Origin of the sequence: Pseudomonas sp. S3E17 (assembly GCF_024168685.1) — a bacterium.
GTDB lineage: Bacteria > Pseudomonadota > Gammaproteobacteria > Pseudomonadales > Pseudomonadaceae > Aquipseudomonas > Aquipseudomonas marginalis.
The window spans coordinates 4,711,022-4,726,476 of record NZ_JALJWE010000001.1; the positions used below are offsets into that span (position 1 = coordinate 4,711,022).

A 15,455-nucleotide genomic window follows, 5' to 3' on the forward strand; every position below is an offset into this window, starting at 1 on the left:
GCCCTAAGGTTTCGAAAGTCTTGTTTTCATCAGCAGGGGAGCGAACCAGCTGACCAGTTGGGTCAACACGAAGACGCCGAATACAGCCAGCGGCGCCAATGGCTTCACACCTGCAAAGGTCAGTGCAAACAGCACTGCCGTCAAAATCAGTTTCCCCGCCTCGCCGGCATAAAAAGACCGGACGATAGCCTGGGCTGCTCGGGCGCCGGAAAACCGAAAGGCCCTGTGAGCAAAATACATATTGGGCAGCAAGGCTATCAGGCCTCCGCAAAGTCCTGAATATCCGGCTACGACTCCATGCCAGTACCAAAGCGCCAATGCGGCGATCAGCAAAATGACAAATTGAGCCAATAAAACCGGAAAAACAGCCAAGCGATGGAAGGGCAACGTGTTTGGCGTGCGGGTTTCCATCACTCTTGCTCCTCAATAGTCGGCTGCCGGAAATCAATAACTTGGCATAATTTGTGCCGACAAAATGCGCGCAGAGTATAGGGGCGGTTCTGCCCCTATTCAACTGCCGGGTAGTGATTTCCGATCACGCGCTACATAAGCAAATGTTTCAGCGGATGTGGGCAAGGACGCCCTGAAGCTCATCAAGGGAGTTATATCCGATGACCAATTGCCCTTTGCCTTTCTTGCCGTGGCGAATTTGTACCGCAGAGCCCAGGCGTTCGGCCAGGCGCTGCTCGAGACGCGCGATATCCGGATCAGGTTTGGCCGTTTCGACCGGTGCAGGTTTGCCGCTGAGCCACTGGCGAACCAGGGCCTCGGTCTGACGAACGGTGAGCCCTCGTGCGACAACGTGTCGCGCCCCTTCAACCTGTTGATTTTCCGGCAAACCGAGCAAAGCACGGGCGTGGCCCATCTCGAGGTCGCCATGGGACAACATGGTCTTGATGACTTCCGGCAGCGCGATCAGGCGCAGCAAGTTGGACACGGTGACACGGGATTTACCCACGGCCTCGGCGACCTGTTGCTGGGTCAGCTGGAATTCCTGCTGCAAACGCTGCAAGGCGATCGCTTCCTCGATGGGATTGAGGTCTTCACGCTGGATATTCTCGATCAACGCCATGGCGATGGCGGTTTCATCCGGTACATCGCGCACCATCGCCGGGATGGTGTCCTTGCCCGCCTGCTGGCTGGCGCGCCAGCGGCGTTCACCGGCGATGATTTCAAAGCGGCCGCCGCCGATCGGGCGCACCACAATCGGCTGCATCACGCCCTGGGCCTTGATCGAATTGGCCAGTTCTTCCAGGGCCTGGGGGTCCATGTCCCGGCGTGGCTGGTATTTGCCGCGCTGGATCAGGTCCAGGGGCAAGTGCTGCAGCTCGCGTTCGTCAGCCTGCACCGCTTGTTCTTCAAGCGATGTGACGGTCGGACCACTCAGCAGTGCATCCAGTCCACGTCCGAGACCTCGTTTCTTGACGGCCATGGGGATTCCTTAAGTTGGCTGGGCTGCAGCGGTGCGTGAGTTGCGGCGTTGACGACGAACCATCTCGCCGGCCAATGCCAGGTAGGCAATGGCGCCACGGGATGATTTGTCGTACGCCAGCGCGGGCATGCCATAGCTTGGCGCTTCGGCCAGGCGGATGTTGCGTGGAATCACGGTGTCGTACAGCTGGTCGCCAAAGTGTTCCTTGAGCTGCGCCGACACATCGTTCATCAGGCTCAGGCGCGGATCGAACATGGTCCGAAGCAGGCCTTCGATCTGCAGGTTCGGGTTGAGCAGCTCGGCAATACGCTTGATGTTATCCACAAGGTCGCTCAACCCTTCCAGCGCGTAGTACTCGCACTGCATGGGGATAATCACCCCATCGGCAGCCACCAATGCGTTAAGCGTGAGCATCGACAGCGACGGTGGGCAGTCGATCAAAATGTAGTCGTAGTTCTCGCGGATCGGTGCCAACGCGCTGCGCAGACGGCTTTCCTTCATCTGCATTTCCAGCAGCACCACTTCCGCCGCAGTCAAATCGCGGTTGGCCGGCAGCAGTTGATAACCGCCATGCTCGGAGTAGTGCATGGCCTGGGCCAGGTCGCACTCGCCAATCAGCAAGTCGTAGACCGAGTTTTCCAAGCCGTGTTTATCCACACCGCTACCCATGGTGGCGTTGCCCTGTGGATCGAGATCGATCAACAGCACCCGACGCTTGGTGGCGACCAGGGATGCTGCGAGGTTGATGCAGGTGGTGGTTTTGCCCACGCCACCTTTCTGGTTCGCTATCGCGAATACCTTAGCCATTCTTGCTTGTGTTCCCAATCATGCCGTGCGGCGCAGTATCAGCAGATGGCGTTGGCCTTGGCAACCGGGTACGGCCAAGGCGTGTTCGCTATCGAGGTGGAAGTCTGCCGGCAATGCTAACAGCTCATCGCTTGGATGGACGCCCTTCATTGCCAGCCAGCGGGTGTCGCCGTCGCCCAGGTGACGAGTCCAGCTGCTGAAGTTCTCCATGCTGCTGAACGCCCGGGAAACAATTCCGTTGAAGGGCAACTCAGGCGTGAAGGCTTCGACGCGACTGTGGATAACGTGCAGGTTATCCAGCTTGAGTTCGAGTTTGACCTGGGTCAGGAAGCGGGTTTTCTTGCCGTTGCTGTCCAGGCAGGTCACTTGCGACTCGGGAAACAGGATAGCCAGCGGGATGCCAGGCATACCGCCACCACTGCCGACATCGAGCCAACGACCGTTTTCGATAAACGGCATTACGCTCAGACTGTCGAGCAAGTGACGGGAAACCATTTCGTCGGGATCACGCACGGCCGTCAGGTTGTAAGCCTTGTTCCATTTGATCAACAGGGCCAGATAACCCAGCAGCAAATCGTGCTGGGCCTGGGTCAAGTCCACGCCCAATTGGCGCGCACCTGTGGATAACTCTTCGGCGTGTTGCGAGGTGACCAACGAACTCAAGCGCTTTGCTCCAACTGACGGCCCGCGCCGCGTTTTTTCAAATGAATCATCAACAGCGAAATGGCTGCCGGGGTGACACCGGGGATACGTGAAGCCTGGCCGAGGGTCTCGGGGCGAGTTATCCCCAGCTTGCTTTGGATTTCTTTCGACAAGCCGGAAATACCGGTGTAGTCGATATCCACAGGCAGCCTGGTGTCTTCACTGGCGCGCAGACGAGCGATTTCGTCCTGCTGGCGGTCAATGTAACCGGCGTACTTGGTCTTGATTTCGACCTGCTCGGCAACCTGTGGATCATCGGCGCCGCCGCCGGTCACTTCGACCAGGCCAGCGTAGTCGATTTCCGGACGGGACAGCAGGTTCAGCAGGTTGTATTCATGAGTCAGCGGCGTGCCGAATTTTTCCGCAATCGCGTCGCCCTGCTCGGTCCCGGGGCGAACCCAGGTACTTTTCAGGCGCTGCTCTTCAAGCTCGATGCTTTCGCGTTTTTTGCAGAAAGCCGCCCAGCGCGCATCGTCGACCAAGCCCAGTTCACGGCCTTTTTCGGTCAGGCGCAGGTCGGCGTTGTCTTCGCGCAGGATCAGGCGGTATTCCGCTCGGGAAGTGAACATCCGATACGGTTCCTGGGTTCCCAGGGTAATCAGGTCGTCGACCAACACGCCGATATACGCTTCATCGCGACGCGGGCACCAGCTGTCTTTGCCTTGTGCACGCAATGCGGCGTTGGTCCCGGCCAGCAAGCCCTGGGCGCCGGCTTCTTCGTAGCCGGTGGTGCCGTTGATTTGCCCGGCGAAGAACAGGCCGCCGATAACCTTGGTTTCCAGGCTGTACTTCAGGTCACGCGGGTCGAAGTAGTCGTATTCGATGGCGTAGCCCGGACGCACGATGTGTGCGTTTTCCATGCCGCGAATCGATTGCACGATCTGGATTTGCACATCGAACGGCAGGGAAGTGGAAATCCCGTTCGGGTACAGCTCGTGGGTAGTCAGGCCTTCGGGCTCGATGAAGACCTGATGGCTTTCCTTGTCGGCAAAGCGGTGGATCTTGTCTTCGATCGACGGGCAGTAACGTGGGCCAATACCTTCGATTACCCCGGAGTACATCGGCGAACGGTCGAGGTTCGCGGCAATGATTTCGTGAGTGCGCGCATTGGTATGGGTAATCCAGCAGCTCACCTGTTTGGGGTGCTGCTCCTTGGAACCCATGAACGACATCACCGGGATCGGAGTATCGCCTGCTTGTTCGGTCATCACCGAGAAATCCACGGAACGCCCGTCGATACGCGGCGGGGTCCCGGTTTTCAGGCGACCCACGCGCAGCGGCAATTCGCGCAGGCGTTTTGCCAGGGCAATCGACGGAGGATCACCGGCGCGGCCACCCGAATAGTTCTGCATACCGATGTGGATAAGTCCGCCGAGGAACGTACCGGTGGTCAACACCACGGATTCTGCGAAGAAACGCAGGCCCATTTGGGTGACAACACCGCGAACCACGTCCTGTTCGACGATCAAGTCATCGGCGGCTTGTTGAAATATCCACAGGTTGGGCTGGTTTTCCAGGGTTTCGCGGACCGCGGCTTTGTACAGGATGCGGTCTGCCTGGGCCCGAGTGGCACGCACGGCCGGGCCTTTGCGGCTGTTGAGCACGCGAAATTGAATACCACCCTTGTCGGTAGCCTCGGCCATCACGCCACCAAGGGCGTCGATTTCCTTGACCAGATGGCTTTTGCCGATCCCACCAATGGCGGGGTTGCAACTCATGGCGCCGAGGGTTTCCACGTTATGCGTCAGCAACAGGGTTTTTACGCCCATGCGTGCTGACGCCAGTGCTGCCTCGGTACCGGCATGACCGCCGCCGATGACGATCACTTCAAAACGGGAAGGGAAATCCACCACGCACCTCGTGCCTGCTTATGTAGGTAATCAGGAATTGTTTGTTGAAAGGGTTTTGGAGCTTTGGCGGCAAGTATAGGGACTTCGCCCTTCCTAAAGAACCCTTTGCACAAAATTTAACCAGCTGTGGATGAATCACAGACAATAGAAATTAAAAGAGAGAAATTTATTAAATCTTTGTTTTTATGTTTATTTCTACTGGGCACCGTTTCTGTGGATAGATCTCTACAGACCTTTATTTACAATGTGTACAGCGATTCAAAAGTCTGTGGTCATGTGCCAATGAGGCCCTTGGATAAGTGCTTTAAGCCTGTGGATTAAACAGGTGGTTATCCACAGAGAGGTTTTTACTCAGGTTTCGAGCCCTGTTATCAACTGGGCACAGGGGCGGTTATTCACAGAGCTTAATCCACAGAAATCCGTGCAATGGTGTGAATTTCGCCCACGGCGAAGCCAACCGAATCTTTCTATTCGGGGGTGAGCACGTCAAAAAGAGATCTATTGTGAGAAAACAGCCAGGCAGTTAATAATAGCGATTATCATTAACCTGCCTTGTCATGCCCTATGTCTCCTTCTTCACACACGGCTGCGGTTCAGAACATCTACGAGCAGCACCATTCCTGGTTGCACGGGTGGCTCAAAGGTAAGTTGCATAACGCCTGCGATGCAGCGGACGTGGCGCACGATACGTTCGTGCGCATTCTGGTTGGGCGGCATGCGGCGCAGATCGTTGAACCGCGTGACTACCTGGCAACCATCGCCAGGGGCCTGGTGATTGATCGTTATCGCCGGCATGCCATCGAGCAGGCCTACAAGCAAACCTTGGCCGAACGGCCTGAAGCCACGGCCATCAGTGAAGAAGACAAAGCCATCATCATCGAGACGCTGGTGGCTGTGGATAAAGCCCTGTCCGGACTCGGTGAGCGAGCGCGACGGATCTTCCTGTTGTCGCAGATCGAGGGGCTGACTTATCAACAGATCGCCGATCAACTGCAGGTGTCGCTGACCACGGTGAAGAAGCACATGATCCGTGCATTGACTGAATGCTCGCTGATCATGGCCAGCCTGTAATGGCCGCCCCCGATCGCAAGACCTTCGAGGCCGCTGCTCACTGGTATGTACAGTTTCAATCCCAAACGCCTACGGCCGCTGAACGCCTTGCCTGGCAACAATGGCTCAACGGCGATCCGTCCCATCAGGCGGCGTGGAACCAGATGGAGCAATTGCAGCGCAGTCTCGGTGCCCTTCCCCAGGATTTCACCCGCCGGGCATTGTCGACCACGCAACAACGTCGTCAGGTATTGAAGTGGATGCTGGTAATGGGCGGTACCGGGTACCTGGGCTGGAATGTCCAGCAACACACCTCCCTGGGCAATGTATGGGCCGACTACCGGACGTCCGTGGGTGAACGCCAGCGTATCGCGTTGGCTGACGGCACCCGGATTGATCTTAATACCAGCACGGCGATTGACGTGATCTTCGACGGGCGCCAACGTTTGATCCGGCTGCGTGAAGGTGAAGTACTTATCCACACCGGCAAGTTGGGCGGGCACACGCCCTTTTATGTCGAAACCCGCCAAGGCCGAGTCCAGGCATTGGGTACTCGGTTTACAGTGCGCCAGTTGCCAGATTCCACGCGTGTCGGTGTTCTGGAGGATCGCGTAAGTGTGGCCCCTGGTGACCGGCCCAACCATGCGCGACTGCTCGGTGCCGGTGAAAGCGCTGACTTTGATCGTCAAAACATAGGGCTTGGCCACACGTATAGCGGGTCCCAGGCTGCCTGGGTCGATGGCCAACTGATCGTATTGGATGCTCGCCTCGGGGATGTGATCGAAGACCTTGCCCGCTACCGTCCCGGCGTCCTGAAATGCGACTTGGCTAGTGCACGCCTACGTGTTTCCGGGACTTTCCGCCTCGACTCCACCGATGCGGTACTGGCGAATCTGCAGGCAACCTTGCCCATTCAGGTGAAATACTTCACGCGCTATTGGGTTTCGGTGAAGCGAATCGCTTGATCGCAAAAAATATCCTCACAAGGGGTTATCTTTTTTTTACCTGGCACGGCCCTAAAGGTAATCACGACGCCACCTTCAGGGCTTACCCACCTATGCGCCTTCGCACCAAGCTCCGCCAGCGACTTTCCTACCACGGTATGACGTGCAGCCTGCTGCTCGGCACAGCAGCCACAGCCGGTGTTTTACTATCCAGTGACGCCATGGCCGCCAGCGCCGTGCAGCATTACGCCATTGCGGCCGGTCCCCTGGACAATGCCTTGAGCCAATTTGCCGCCAGGGCGAATGTGATTCTGTCTTTCTCGCCCCAACAAACCGCGCGCTTGAACACCACCGGGCTGGAAGGTGACTATTCGGTTGAGCAAGGCTTTGCACTGTTGCTGCAGAACTCGGGGTTACAAGCGGTAGTCCAGGCGCCAGGCAGCTATGTCCTGCAGGCCATTCCTACAGGGCAACTCACGCTCGCGCCCACCACGGTCAGCACTTATCAACAGGCTGGGTTCAATCAAGAGATTGCCGGGGATGTGGGCTACAAAGCGCAAAACAGCCGTATCGGCACCAAGACCAGCACACCTCTGTCGGAAACACCGCGTTCGGTATCGGTCGTCACCGGCCAGCGCATCAAGGACCAGAAGTCGCAGACCCTGACTGAAGTATTGGGCTACGTGCCAGGTATCTTCGCGCCGCCCTTTGCTGCTGGCGACGGTCTCGCGGGGGACTTGTTCTTCATCCGCGGTTTCAATGCCACGGATTACGGCTACGGCCTGCTGCGAGATGGCCTGCGCGTACAAGGCAATCGGTACGACACCACCAGTGAGCCCTATGGCCTGGAGCGGGTCGAAATCTTCCGTGGGCCCTCTTCCCTGCTGTACGGTGAAAACGCGCCTGGCGGTTTAGTGAACCTGGTGAGCAAACATCCGACTGCCACGCCGCAGGGTGAAGTACAGCTCGGTTATGGCTCGAATAATCGGCGTCAGTTGGGTGTGGATATCTCTGGTCCACTCAACGACAGCGGCAACATCCTTGGCCGGGTGGTGATGCTCGGCCGCAAGTCCGATACGCAGACTGACCATGTTCCTGATGATCGCCTGTATATAGCGCCTTCACTGACCCTGAATTTCGACGACTTCAACACGCTCACGCTGTTGGCCAATTACCAAAAGGACCACACCAATCTCGAACTCGGCCTACCCGCCGCGGGGACCTTGCTTACAAATCCGAACGGAAAGCTGTCCAAGCACACCATGCTCGGCGACCCGGACTGGAACACGTTCGAACGTGAAGCCTGGAGCAGCGGCTACGAATTCAGCCACAGCTTCAATGATGAGTGGCAGTTCCGCCAGAACTCGCGGTACATGCAATCGCGCATCAACCGTCACGAAACCTGGCCGGGCACATTGAACAATGGCGGTTTCGGCACCCAACTGAACATGACGGCCTACGACCGCTACAACAAGTCGATGGTCTACTCCCTGGATAACCAGTTGGAAGGCAAATTCCAGGTCGGTGACCTGGAAAATACGGTGCTGTTCGGCGCCAGTTATGACCGCACCTCGTTCAACCAGGATTGGGACGCAGGCTTCGCCGGCACCATCAATGTGTATAACCCCGTGTACCTGCGTGAGCCGCTTACCCCGGTGGCTGTGCAAAACACCTTGCTCGAGCAGCAAATGAAGGGTGTTTATGCACAAATCCAGAGCAAGTATGACCACTGGTTGTTCCTGCTGGGCGGCCGCCAGGACTGGGTCGACAGTGATTTCCGCGACAAGGTCAACAAGGCCAGCAACACCGGCTCCGAAGACCGCAAGTTTACCTACCAGGGCGGGGTGATGTACCAGTTCGACAACGGCCTGACACCGTACGTCAGCTACTCCACCGCATTTGTGCCTGTACAGCAGATCTCCAACGCCGGCTCACCGTTGAAGCCGATCACCAGTAGTCAGTACGAAGTGGGTGTGAAGTACGAACCGGTCGGCTGGGATACGGCGATGACCCTGTCGGTGTATGACTTGCGCAAGGAAGACGACACCTACCTCGACGCCACCACCAACAGCTACCGCCAGGTGGGCGAAAGCCGGGCCAAAGGGGCCGAGGTCGAGGTGAACAGCAACATCACCCCCAACCTGAATGTGACCGCAGCCTACACCTACACTGACGCTCGTATTACCAAGGACTCGGCGACCTCGCTGGTCGAGGGGCATCAGATGACGGGGGTTCCGCGCAACCAGGCCTCGGTGTGGGGCAAGTACCGCTTCCTCGATGGCCAACTCAAGGGCTTGTCCCTGGGCGGCGGTGTGCGCTATTTCGACAGTACGTTTTCTTACACCCAGCCAAGCCTCTACGGAAAGCTGGATGCTGGGAGCGTCACTCTGGTGGACGCAGCCGTCGGCTATCAGATCGACAGGCACTGGTCAGTGGACGTGAACGCCAAGAACCTGTTCGACAAGGAGTATGTTTCTGGCTGCAACGACGCGGGCCGCTGCTACTGGGGTGACAGTCGTACACTGCTTGGGACTGTTTCGTACAACTGGTGATGGATGATGGCCTGAAGAATCAAAATGCTCTTCAGGCCGCTATCGCTGGCAAGCCTGCTCCTACTTGCCGATACAGAAGCTGGAGAAGATCCGTCCCAACAAATCATCGGAGCTGAATGCCCCGGTGATTTCTCCCAACAGCTGCTGCGCCTGGCGAAGATCCTCAGCCAGCAGCTCCCCCGCCCCCGCCAAGGTCAACTGCGCCCGGCCGTGTTCCAATGCCGCGCTTGCATGGCGCAGCGCCTCCAGGTGCCTGCGGCGCGCACTGAAGCTGCTTTCCGACGTCTGCTCGTAACCCATGCAGGCCTTGAGATGCTCGCGCAGCAATTCCAGGCCCTCCCCCGCAGACTTGGCGCTCAGGCTGATAGTGACGTGGCCGTCAGCGCTGGTTTCCATCGCAATGGCTTCACCCGTCAGATCGGCTTTGTTACGAATCAAGGTGACTTTGGCCGGGTCCGGCCGTTGCTCGAGGAATTCCGGCCACAATGCAAAAGGATCCACAGCCTCCGGCGCGGTGGCGTCCACCACCAGCAATACCCGGTCCGCTTCGCCGATGGCCTTGAGCGCGCGTTCCACGCCGATCTTTTCAACCTGGTCATCGGTATCGCGTAAACCGGCGGTGTCGACGACGTGCAACGGCATGCCATCGATGTGGATATGTTCGCGCAGGATATCCCGGGTGGTGCCGGCGATCTCGGTGACAATGGCTGCTTCACGCCCCGCCAGCGCATTGAGCAGGCTGGATTTGCCGGCATTGGGACGCCCGGCGATCACGACGGTCATGCCGTCTCGCAGCAACGCGCCTTGCCCGGCTTCCCGAAGGACTGTGGATAACTCATCACGGACCTTATCCAGCATCGCCAATACATGGCCATCAGCAAGGAAGTCGATTTCCTCTTCAGGAAAATCAATCGCCGCCTCGACGTAGATGCGCAGGCTGATCAACTGTTCGGTCAAGTTATGCACACGCAGGGAAAAAGCGCCCTGCAGAGAGCGCAGCGCATTGCGTGCAGCTTGCGCAGAACTGGCCTCGATCAAATCGGCAATCGCCTCGGCCTGTGCCAGGTCGAGCTTGTCGTTGAGGAATGCCCGCTCACTGAACTCACCCGGGCGAGCCAGGCGGCAACCCAACTGCAGGCAGCGTTGCAGCAACATATCCAGAACGATCGGGCCGCCGTGCCCCTGCAATTCCAGTACGTCTTCACCCGTGAAGGAGTTGGGTCCCGGGAAATACAGGGCCAGGCCTTCGTCCAATACTTCCTCATCAGAGCCGAGGAACGGGCCGTAATGGGCGTAGCGCGGCTTCAACTCACGCCCGCTGATGGCCTTCGCGGCAATACCGGCGAGCGGTCCGGAAATACGAACGATACCGACACCGCCGCGACCCTGAGCGGTAGCGACAGCAGCGATGGTTTCACGAGGAGCGCTCATCAGCAGGTTCCAGAATAAAAGTGACGGAAAGCAAAACGCCCCACTAGGGGGCGTCTTGAGTGGTTATCCACAGAGTAAATTACGCCTCGGCTTTTTTGGTAGCCGCTTCGATTTTACGTGTGATGTACCACTGTTGAGAGATCGACAACACGTTGTTGACCACCCAGTACAGAACCAGGCCAGCAGGGAACCACAGGAAGAAGAAGGTGAAGATGATTGGCATCATTTTCATCACCTTGGCCTGCATCGGATCCGGCGGCGTCGGGTTCAGGCGCTGCTGGATAAACATGGTCGCGCCCATGATGATCGGCAGGATAAAGAACGGGTCTTTGATCGACAGGTCAGTTATCCACAGCATGAACGGTGCCTGGCGCATTTCCACGCTTTCCAGGAGTACCCAGTACAGCGACAGGAATACCGGCATCTGTACCAGAATCGGCAAGCATCCACCCAGCGGGTTGATCTTCTCTTTCTTGTACAGCTCCATCATGGCCTGCGACATTTTCTGCCGGTCATCGCCATGTTGTTCTTTCAGTGCGGCCAGTTTAGGGGCCACGGCACGCATGCGCGCCATCGACTTGTAGCTGGCGGCCGACAGTGGGAAGAAGATCCCCTTGATCAGCATGGTCAGGAAGATGATCGACCAGCCCCAGTTACCGACGATGCTGTGGATATGTTGCAGCAGCCAGAAGATCGGCTGGGCAATGAACCACAGGATGCCGTAGTCCACAGTCAGTTCCAGACCTGGGGACAACTCTTTCAGCACCGCCTGGCTTTTCGGGCCGGCGTACAGGGTAGCGCTGGTTTCAGCCTTGGCACCTGGCGCGACGGTCATCGCCGGGCCGGTGTAGCCGATGATGTAGTTGCCTTTGCTGTCCTTGCGCGCCAGTACGGAATTGTTCTGGCCAGGCTGAGGAATCCACGCGGTCACGAAGTAGTGCTGCAGCCAGGCTACCCAGCCACCGTTCACGTTATAGGTGATCGGCGCCTTGGTTTTGTCTTCGGCCACCTTATCCATGTCTTTCATGGATACTTTTTTGTACGGTTCCGAACTTGTCCACAGGGCAGCGCCCAGGTAAGTCGCGGTACCGGTCGCAGTGCTGGACGATGGATCGGAACTGGCGTCACGCTTGAGCTGCGCAAACATTGCGCCGGTCCAAGGCTGGGCGCTCTGGTTGTCGATCAAATAGGTGACAACGATGTCGTACAGGCCGCGCTTGAGTGTGAAGCGCTTGATGTAGTTGACGCCGTCCTTGCTGAACTTCAAGTCCACGACCAGTTGGTCTTGGCCATCTGCCAGTTGATAGCTCTTCTTCTCCGCAGAGAAAATCGGACGACCGGTTGCACTCGCATCAGGGCCGTTGGTGCCGATCAGGCCACTTTGTGCCTGGTAAACACGTTCACCACCGTTATCGAACAACTGGAATGGGATTTCCGGGTGATCCTGACGACGCGGATACAGCGGAAGTGTCAGCTTGGCAACATCGCCACCTTGCGGGTCGATGGCCAGGTCCAACACATCCGTCTTGATCTGGATGAGGTCGGTGCTTGCGGCAACTGCAACTTCGGCAGGTGCTTTTGTTTCGCCCGCTGCCCGTGGAATGTCATCACTGGCGGCAGTATTGGTGCCAGTTACTGTATCGGGAAGCCCCGCTGGAACAGCATTGGCAGCAACATTCTGAGTCGGCAGGGCAGCCTGGCCATAGTCCTGGTTCCACTTAAGGACCATGACGTAGGACACGATTGCCAGGGCGACGATCAGGATCGTGCGTTTAATATCCATGATTACTCGGCCATCGAAGAAGAACGGGAGGTAGGGATAGGTGGAACCGGGTCATAACCACCGGGATTCCACGGATGACAGCGACCTAAACGACGAAAGGTCAGCCAGCCACCGCGCAGAAGACCATGATTTTCTATGGCCTCTAACGCGTAGCAGGAACAACTGGGGTAGAAACGACAGTGGCTGGCCATCAGAGGACTAATGGCATAGCGATAAAACTGGATCGGAACGAGTGCCAGTTTACGCATCGGTGCTGTCTACCCCTACAGTTTCGGTGCTGACTACTGGTGCCGGTTTGTTGGTACGCGCCAGACGTTTCCAGAGCTTGCCGAAATGCTGAATCAATTCGGGGTTTTCTACATCCCCCAAGCCTTTGCGCGCGACGATAACAATATCCCAACCAACCAGAGTGTCCTGGTGGAGGCGAAACGATTCGCGCATCAGACGCTTGAGGCGATTGCGCTCAACGGAGAGCTTTACGCTCTTCTTGCCGATCACCAACCCGAGACGGGGGTGATCAAGATCGTTGTTACGCGCAAGGAGCAGGAGATTTTTCCCCGGAACCTTGCCGGTGGGGGAGTCAAAGACTGCCTTGAAGTGCCGGGGGGTTAGCAGACGCTTTTCCCGACTGAAGTCCTGACTCACCACCAGTACCGGATTATCAAACTGCCAGACGCGCACGACCTTTGGCGCGGCGACGCGACAGGACAGCACGGCCGTTCTTGGTAGCCATGCGAGCACGGAAGCCGTGGGTACGGGCGCGTTTGATGGTGCTTGGTTGGAAAGTACGTTTCATGGCGTTGTTACCTGGTTCGTCCACAACGGGCCGGAATGGCCCCCGTTTTAAGAGACCGGCGATTCTAGAGAAAGCAAGCCTCTAGGTCAATTTCCAACCAGCTTTTCCTTCAATTAGATCTTTACGGGCCTCCAGACCTTTTTCTTTCCGTTCTGCTTCCATGAGCAATGCCATAGATATAAAAATAAAGAAGGAAGTTATTTAAAGCTTTTCTGTAAAGCTTATAAAAGCTAGGCAGGCCATCCTCTGTGGATAACTGCCTTAAGGCCATATTCCACGTGCTGTACAGAGAATGACAACATGGGGGAGAAGCGGTGCTCTGCCTGTGCTGCGCTGTCGGATAAGCTGTGTGTGGAATGGCATGTTATCCACAGGCCAGTTACCCACAGACTTTCGACCCCACTTGTACAACGAGCTCAGGCGCGCTTATCCACAGAGCTTATGCACAGACCATCTGTCGCATTTTTTGCAGTTAAGGCATTGATTTTGGCTGGCCTGTGAGCAACCTACATGTGGATAAGTGGGCTGCTGGCCGCTACAATGGCGGCTGTTTTTGCCTCACCGGCTTTCAACTTAGGGGATATCCGTGTCAGTGGAACTTTGGCAGCAGTGCGTGGAGCTTTTGCGCGATGAGCTGCCTGCCCAGCAATTCAACACCTGGATCCGCCCGCTACAGGTCGAAGCCGAAGGCGACGAGTTGCGTGTCTATGCGCCCAATCGTTTTGTTCTCGACTGGGTCAACGAGAAGTACCTGAGCCGCGTTCTCGAATTGCTCGATGAACACGGCAATGGCCTTGCGCCCGTGCTCTCCTTATTAATAGGCAGCAAACGCAGCTCGGCACCTCGTGCTGCACCGAATGCTCCGCTCGCAGCGAGTGCCTCGCAGGCTCAAGCCCCTGTGCCGCCTGTTAATAATTCGCCAGCGCCGGTTGCCCAGACGGCTTCGAAAGCCTCGTCGCAGAACAACGCGACTATCAATGAAGAGCCGTCCCGCGACAGCTTCGATCCGATGGCGGGTGCCAGTTCCCAGCAGGCTCCGGTCCGCGCCGAGCAGCGCACGGTGCAGGTCGAAGGTGCGCTCAAGCACACCAGCTACCTGAACCGCACGTTCACCTTCGAGAACTTCGTCGAAGGTAAATCCAACCAGCTGGCCCGCGCGGCCGCCTGGCAGGTCGCCGATAACCCCAAGCATGGTTACAACCCGCTCTTCCTTTATGGCGGCGTTGGCTTGGGTAAGACCCATTTGATGCACGCTGTGGGTAACCACCTATTAAAGAAGAACCCGAATGCCAAGGTTGTGTACCTGCACTCGGAGCGCTTCGTCGCTGACATGGTCAAGGCCCTGCAGCTCAATGCGATCAACGAGTTCAAGCGGTTCTACCGCTCCGTTGATGCATTGCTGATCGATGACATTCAATTCTTCGCGCGCAAGGAGCGTTCCCAGGAAGAGTTTTTCCACACCTTCAACGCCCTGCTCGAAGGCGGCCAACAGGTCATCCTGACCAGTGACCGTTACCCGAAGGAAATCGAAGGCCTGGAAGAACGCTTGAAGTCGCGCTTTGGCTGGGGCCTTACCGTTGCGGTAGAGCCGCCGGAGCTGGAAACCCGCGTAGCGATCCTGATGAAAAAGGCCGACCAGGCGAAAGTCGATCTGCCCCACGACGCCGCGTTTTTCATCGCCCAACGCATCCGTTCCAACGTGCGTGAGCTGGAAGGTGCGCTCAAGCGTGTCATTGCGCATTCTCACTTCATGGGCCGCGACATCACCATCGAGCTGATTCGCGAATCCCTGAAAGACTTGCTGGCATTGCAGGACAAACTGGTGAGTGTGGATAACATCCAGCGCACCGTGGCCGAGTACTACAAGATCAAGATTTCCGACCTGCTGTCCAAGCGCCGTTCGCGCTCGGTGGCACGTCCGCGTCAGGTGGCCATGGCACTCTCAAAGGAGTTGACCAACCATAGCCTGCCGGAAATCGGGGATGTTTTTGGCGGCCGCGACCACACCACGGTCTTGCACGCATGCCGCAAGATCAACGAACTTAAGGAATCCGACGCGGATATTCGCGAGGACTACAAGAACCTGCTGCGTACACTGACTACTTGAT

The 15,455-nt window shown here is 57.3% G+C and carries 14 protein-coding genes; 4 read left to right on the forward strand and 10 right to left on the reverse strand.

Translation table 11 applies throughout. The annotated features are described in order from the left end of the window. Positions 1–3: 3 nt before the first annotated feature. From J3D60_RS21290 to mnmG, 5 genes are all read right to left on the reverse strand, one after another. The gene (locus J3D60_RS21290) at positions 4–411 is read right to left on the reverse strand and encodes a F0F1 ATP synthase subunit I (RefSeq protein WP_010565865.1); all 408 of its coding nucleotides are present in this window, start codon (positions 409–411) and stop codon (positions 4–6) included. Between the two features lie 148 nt (positions 412–559). Further along, a complete protein-coding gene (locus J3D60_RS21295) occupies positions 560–1,432 on the reverse strand; it encodes a ParB/RepB/Spo0J family partition protein (RefSeq protein WP_015886650.1) in 873 nt (290 codons plus the stop codon). Between the two features lie 9 nt (positions 1,433–1,441). Further along, positions 1,442–2,239, reverse strand: coding sequence for a ParA family protein (locus J3D60_RS21300; RefSeq protein WP_016978715.1), 798 nt, complete (start codon positions 2,237–2,239; stop codon positions 1,442–1,444). Between the two features lie 18 nt (positions 2,240–2,257). Continuing rightward, complete coding sequence (gene rsmG, locus J3D60_RS21305; protein WP_065937914.1) at positions 2,258–2,902, reverse strand: 16S rRNA (guanine(527)-N(7))-methyltransferase RsmG; 645 nt, start codon at positions 2,900–2,902, stop codon at positions 2,258–2,260. Next, positions 2,899–4,791 (reverse strand): tRNA uridine-5-carboxymethylaminomethyl(34) synthesis enzyme MnmG, encoded by a 1,893-nt coding sequence (mnmG, locus tag J3D60_RS21310; RefSeq protein ID WP_027608172.1) that lies wholly within the window; start codon positions 4,789–4,791, stop codon positions 2,899–2,901. Before mnmG ends, rsmG begins: the two co-directional genes overlap by 4 nt. Before the next feature lie 564 nt (positions 4,792–5,355). Between mnmG and J3D60_RS21315 the strand changes: the two genes are divergently transcribed. The 3 genes from J3D60_RS21315 to J3D60_RS21325 all read left to right on the forward strand — a co-directional run bounded on the left by J3D60_RS21315 (position 5,356) and on the right by J3D60_RS21325 (position 9,337). Continuing rightward, positions 5,356–5,862 (forward strand): sigma-70 family RNA polymerase sigma factor, encoded by a 507-nt coding sequence (locus J3D60_RS21315; RefSeq protein ID WP_065937913.1) that lies wholly within the window; start codon positions 5,356–5,358, stop codon positions 5,860–5,862. Next, positions 5,862–6,806 (forward strand): FecR domain-containing protein, encoded by a 945-nt coding sequence (locus J3D60_RS21320; RefSeq protein ID WP_065937912.1) that lies wholly within the window; start codon positions 5,862–5,864, stop codon positions 6,804–6,806. The genes J3D60_RS21315 and J3D60_RS21320 overlap by 1 nt, the downstream gene beginning before the upstream one ends. Positions 6,807–6,898: 92 nt before the next feature. Continuing rightward, on the forward strand, positions 6,899–9,337 hold the full coding sequence (locus tag J3D60_RS21325; RefSeq protein WP_253492690.1) for a TonB-dependent siderophore receptor: 2,439 nt from the start codon (positions 6,899–6,901) through the stop codon (positions 9,335–9,337). A 60-nt stretch (positions 9,338–9,397) separates the two neighbouring features. Here J3D60_RS21325 and mnmE read toward each other — a convergent pair whose 3' ends face one another. The 5 genes from mnmE to rpmH form a co-directional block, all read right to left on the reverse strand. After that, the gene (gene mnmE, locus J3D60_RS21330) at positions 9,398–10,768 is read right to left on the reverse strand and encodes a tRNA uridine-5-carboxymethylaminomethyl(34) synthesis GTPase MnmE (protein WP_115488321.1); all 1,371 of its coding nucleotides are present in this window, start codon (positions 10,766–10,768) and stop codon (positions 9,398–9,400) included. Between the two features lie 79 nt (positions 10,769–10,847). After that, on the reverse strand, positions 10,848–12,551 hold the full coding sequence (yidC, locus tag J3D60_RS21335) for a membrane protein insertase YidC (RefSeq protein WP_253492692.1): 1,704 nt from the start codon (positions 12,549–12,551) through the stop codon (positions 10,848–10,850). A 2-nt stretch (positions 12,552–12,553) separates the two neighbouring features. Beyond that, positions 12,554–12,799 (reverse strand): membrane protein insertion efficiency factor YidD, encoded by a 246-nt coding sequence (gene yidD / locus J3D60_RS21340; RefSeq protein WP_010207715.1) that lies wholly within the window; start codon positions 12,797–12,799, stop codon positions 12,554–12,556. Next, the gene (rnpA, locus tag J3D60_RS21345; RefSeq protein WP_218188790.1) at positions 12,792–13,196 is read right to left on the reverse strand and encodes a ribonuclease P protein component; all 405 of its coding nucleotides are present in this window, start codon (positions 13,194–13,196) and stop codon (positions 12,792–12,794) included. Before rnpA ends, yidD begins: the two co-directional genes overlap by 8 nt. A gap of 16 nt (positions 13,197–13,212) precedes the next feature. Then, positions 13,213–13,347: a 50S ribosomal protein L34 gene (gene rpmH / locus J3D60_RS21350; RefSeq protein WP_003213577.1), complete on the reverse strand. Its 135-nt coding sequence runs from the start codon at positions 13,345–13,347 to the stop codon at positions 13,213–13,215. A gap of 586 nt (positions 13,348–13,933) precedes the next feature. On the opposite strand from rpmH, the gene dnaA reads away from it, so the two are divergent. Further along, on the forward strand, positions 13,934–15,454 hold the full coding sequence (gene dnaA, locus J3D60_RS21355; protein ID WP_065937908.1) for a chromosomal replication initiator protein DnaA: 1,521 nt from the start codon (positions 13,934–13,936) through the stop codon (positions 15,452–15,454). The last annotated feature ends 1 nt before the right edge of the window (position 15,455 follow it).

Coding starts and splice junctions, on each gene's coding strand:
- J3D60_RS21295 (WP_015886650.1), bottom strand. CDS start 1,432: ATGGCCGTCAAGAAACGAGGTCTCGGACGTGGACTGGATGCACTGCTG.
- J3D60_RS21325 (WP_253492690.1), top strand. CDS start 6,899: ATGCGCCTTCGCACCAAGCTCCGCCAGCGACTTTCCTACCACGGTATG.
- J3D60_RS21290 (WP_010565865.1), bottom strand. CDS start 411: ATGGAAACCCGCACGCCAAACACGTTGCCCTTCCATCGCTTGGCTGTT.
- mnmE (WP_115488321.1), bottom strand. CDS start 10,768: ATGAGCGCTCCTCGTGAAACCATCGCTGCTGTCGCTACCGCTCAGGGT.
- J3D60_RS21320 (WP_065937912.1), top strand. CDS start 5,862: ATGGCCGCCCCCGATCGCAAGACCTTCGAGGCCGCTGCTCACTGGTAT.
- rpmH (WP_003213577.1), bottom strand. CDS start 13,347: ATGAAACGTACTTTCCAACCAAGCACCATCAAACGCGCCCGTACCCAC.
- yidD (WP_010207715.1), bottom strand. CDS start 12,799: ATGCGTAAACTGGCACTCGTTCCGATCCAGTTTTATCGCTATGCCATT.
- yidC (WP_253492692.1), bottom strand. CDS start 12,551: ATGGATATTAAACGCACGATCCTGATCGTCGCCCTGGCAATCGTGTCC.
- J3D60_RS21300 (WP_016978715.1), bottom strand. CDS start 2,239: ATGGCTAAGGTATTCGCGATAGCGAACCAGAAAGGTGGCGTGGGCAAA.
- J3D60_RS21315 (WP_065937913.1), top strand. CDS start 5,356: ATGTCTCCTTCTTCACACACGGCTGCGGTTCAGAACATCTACGAGCAG.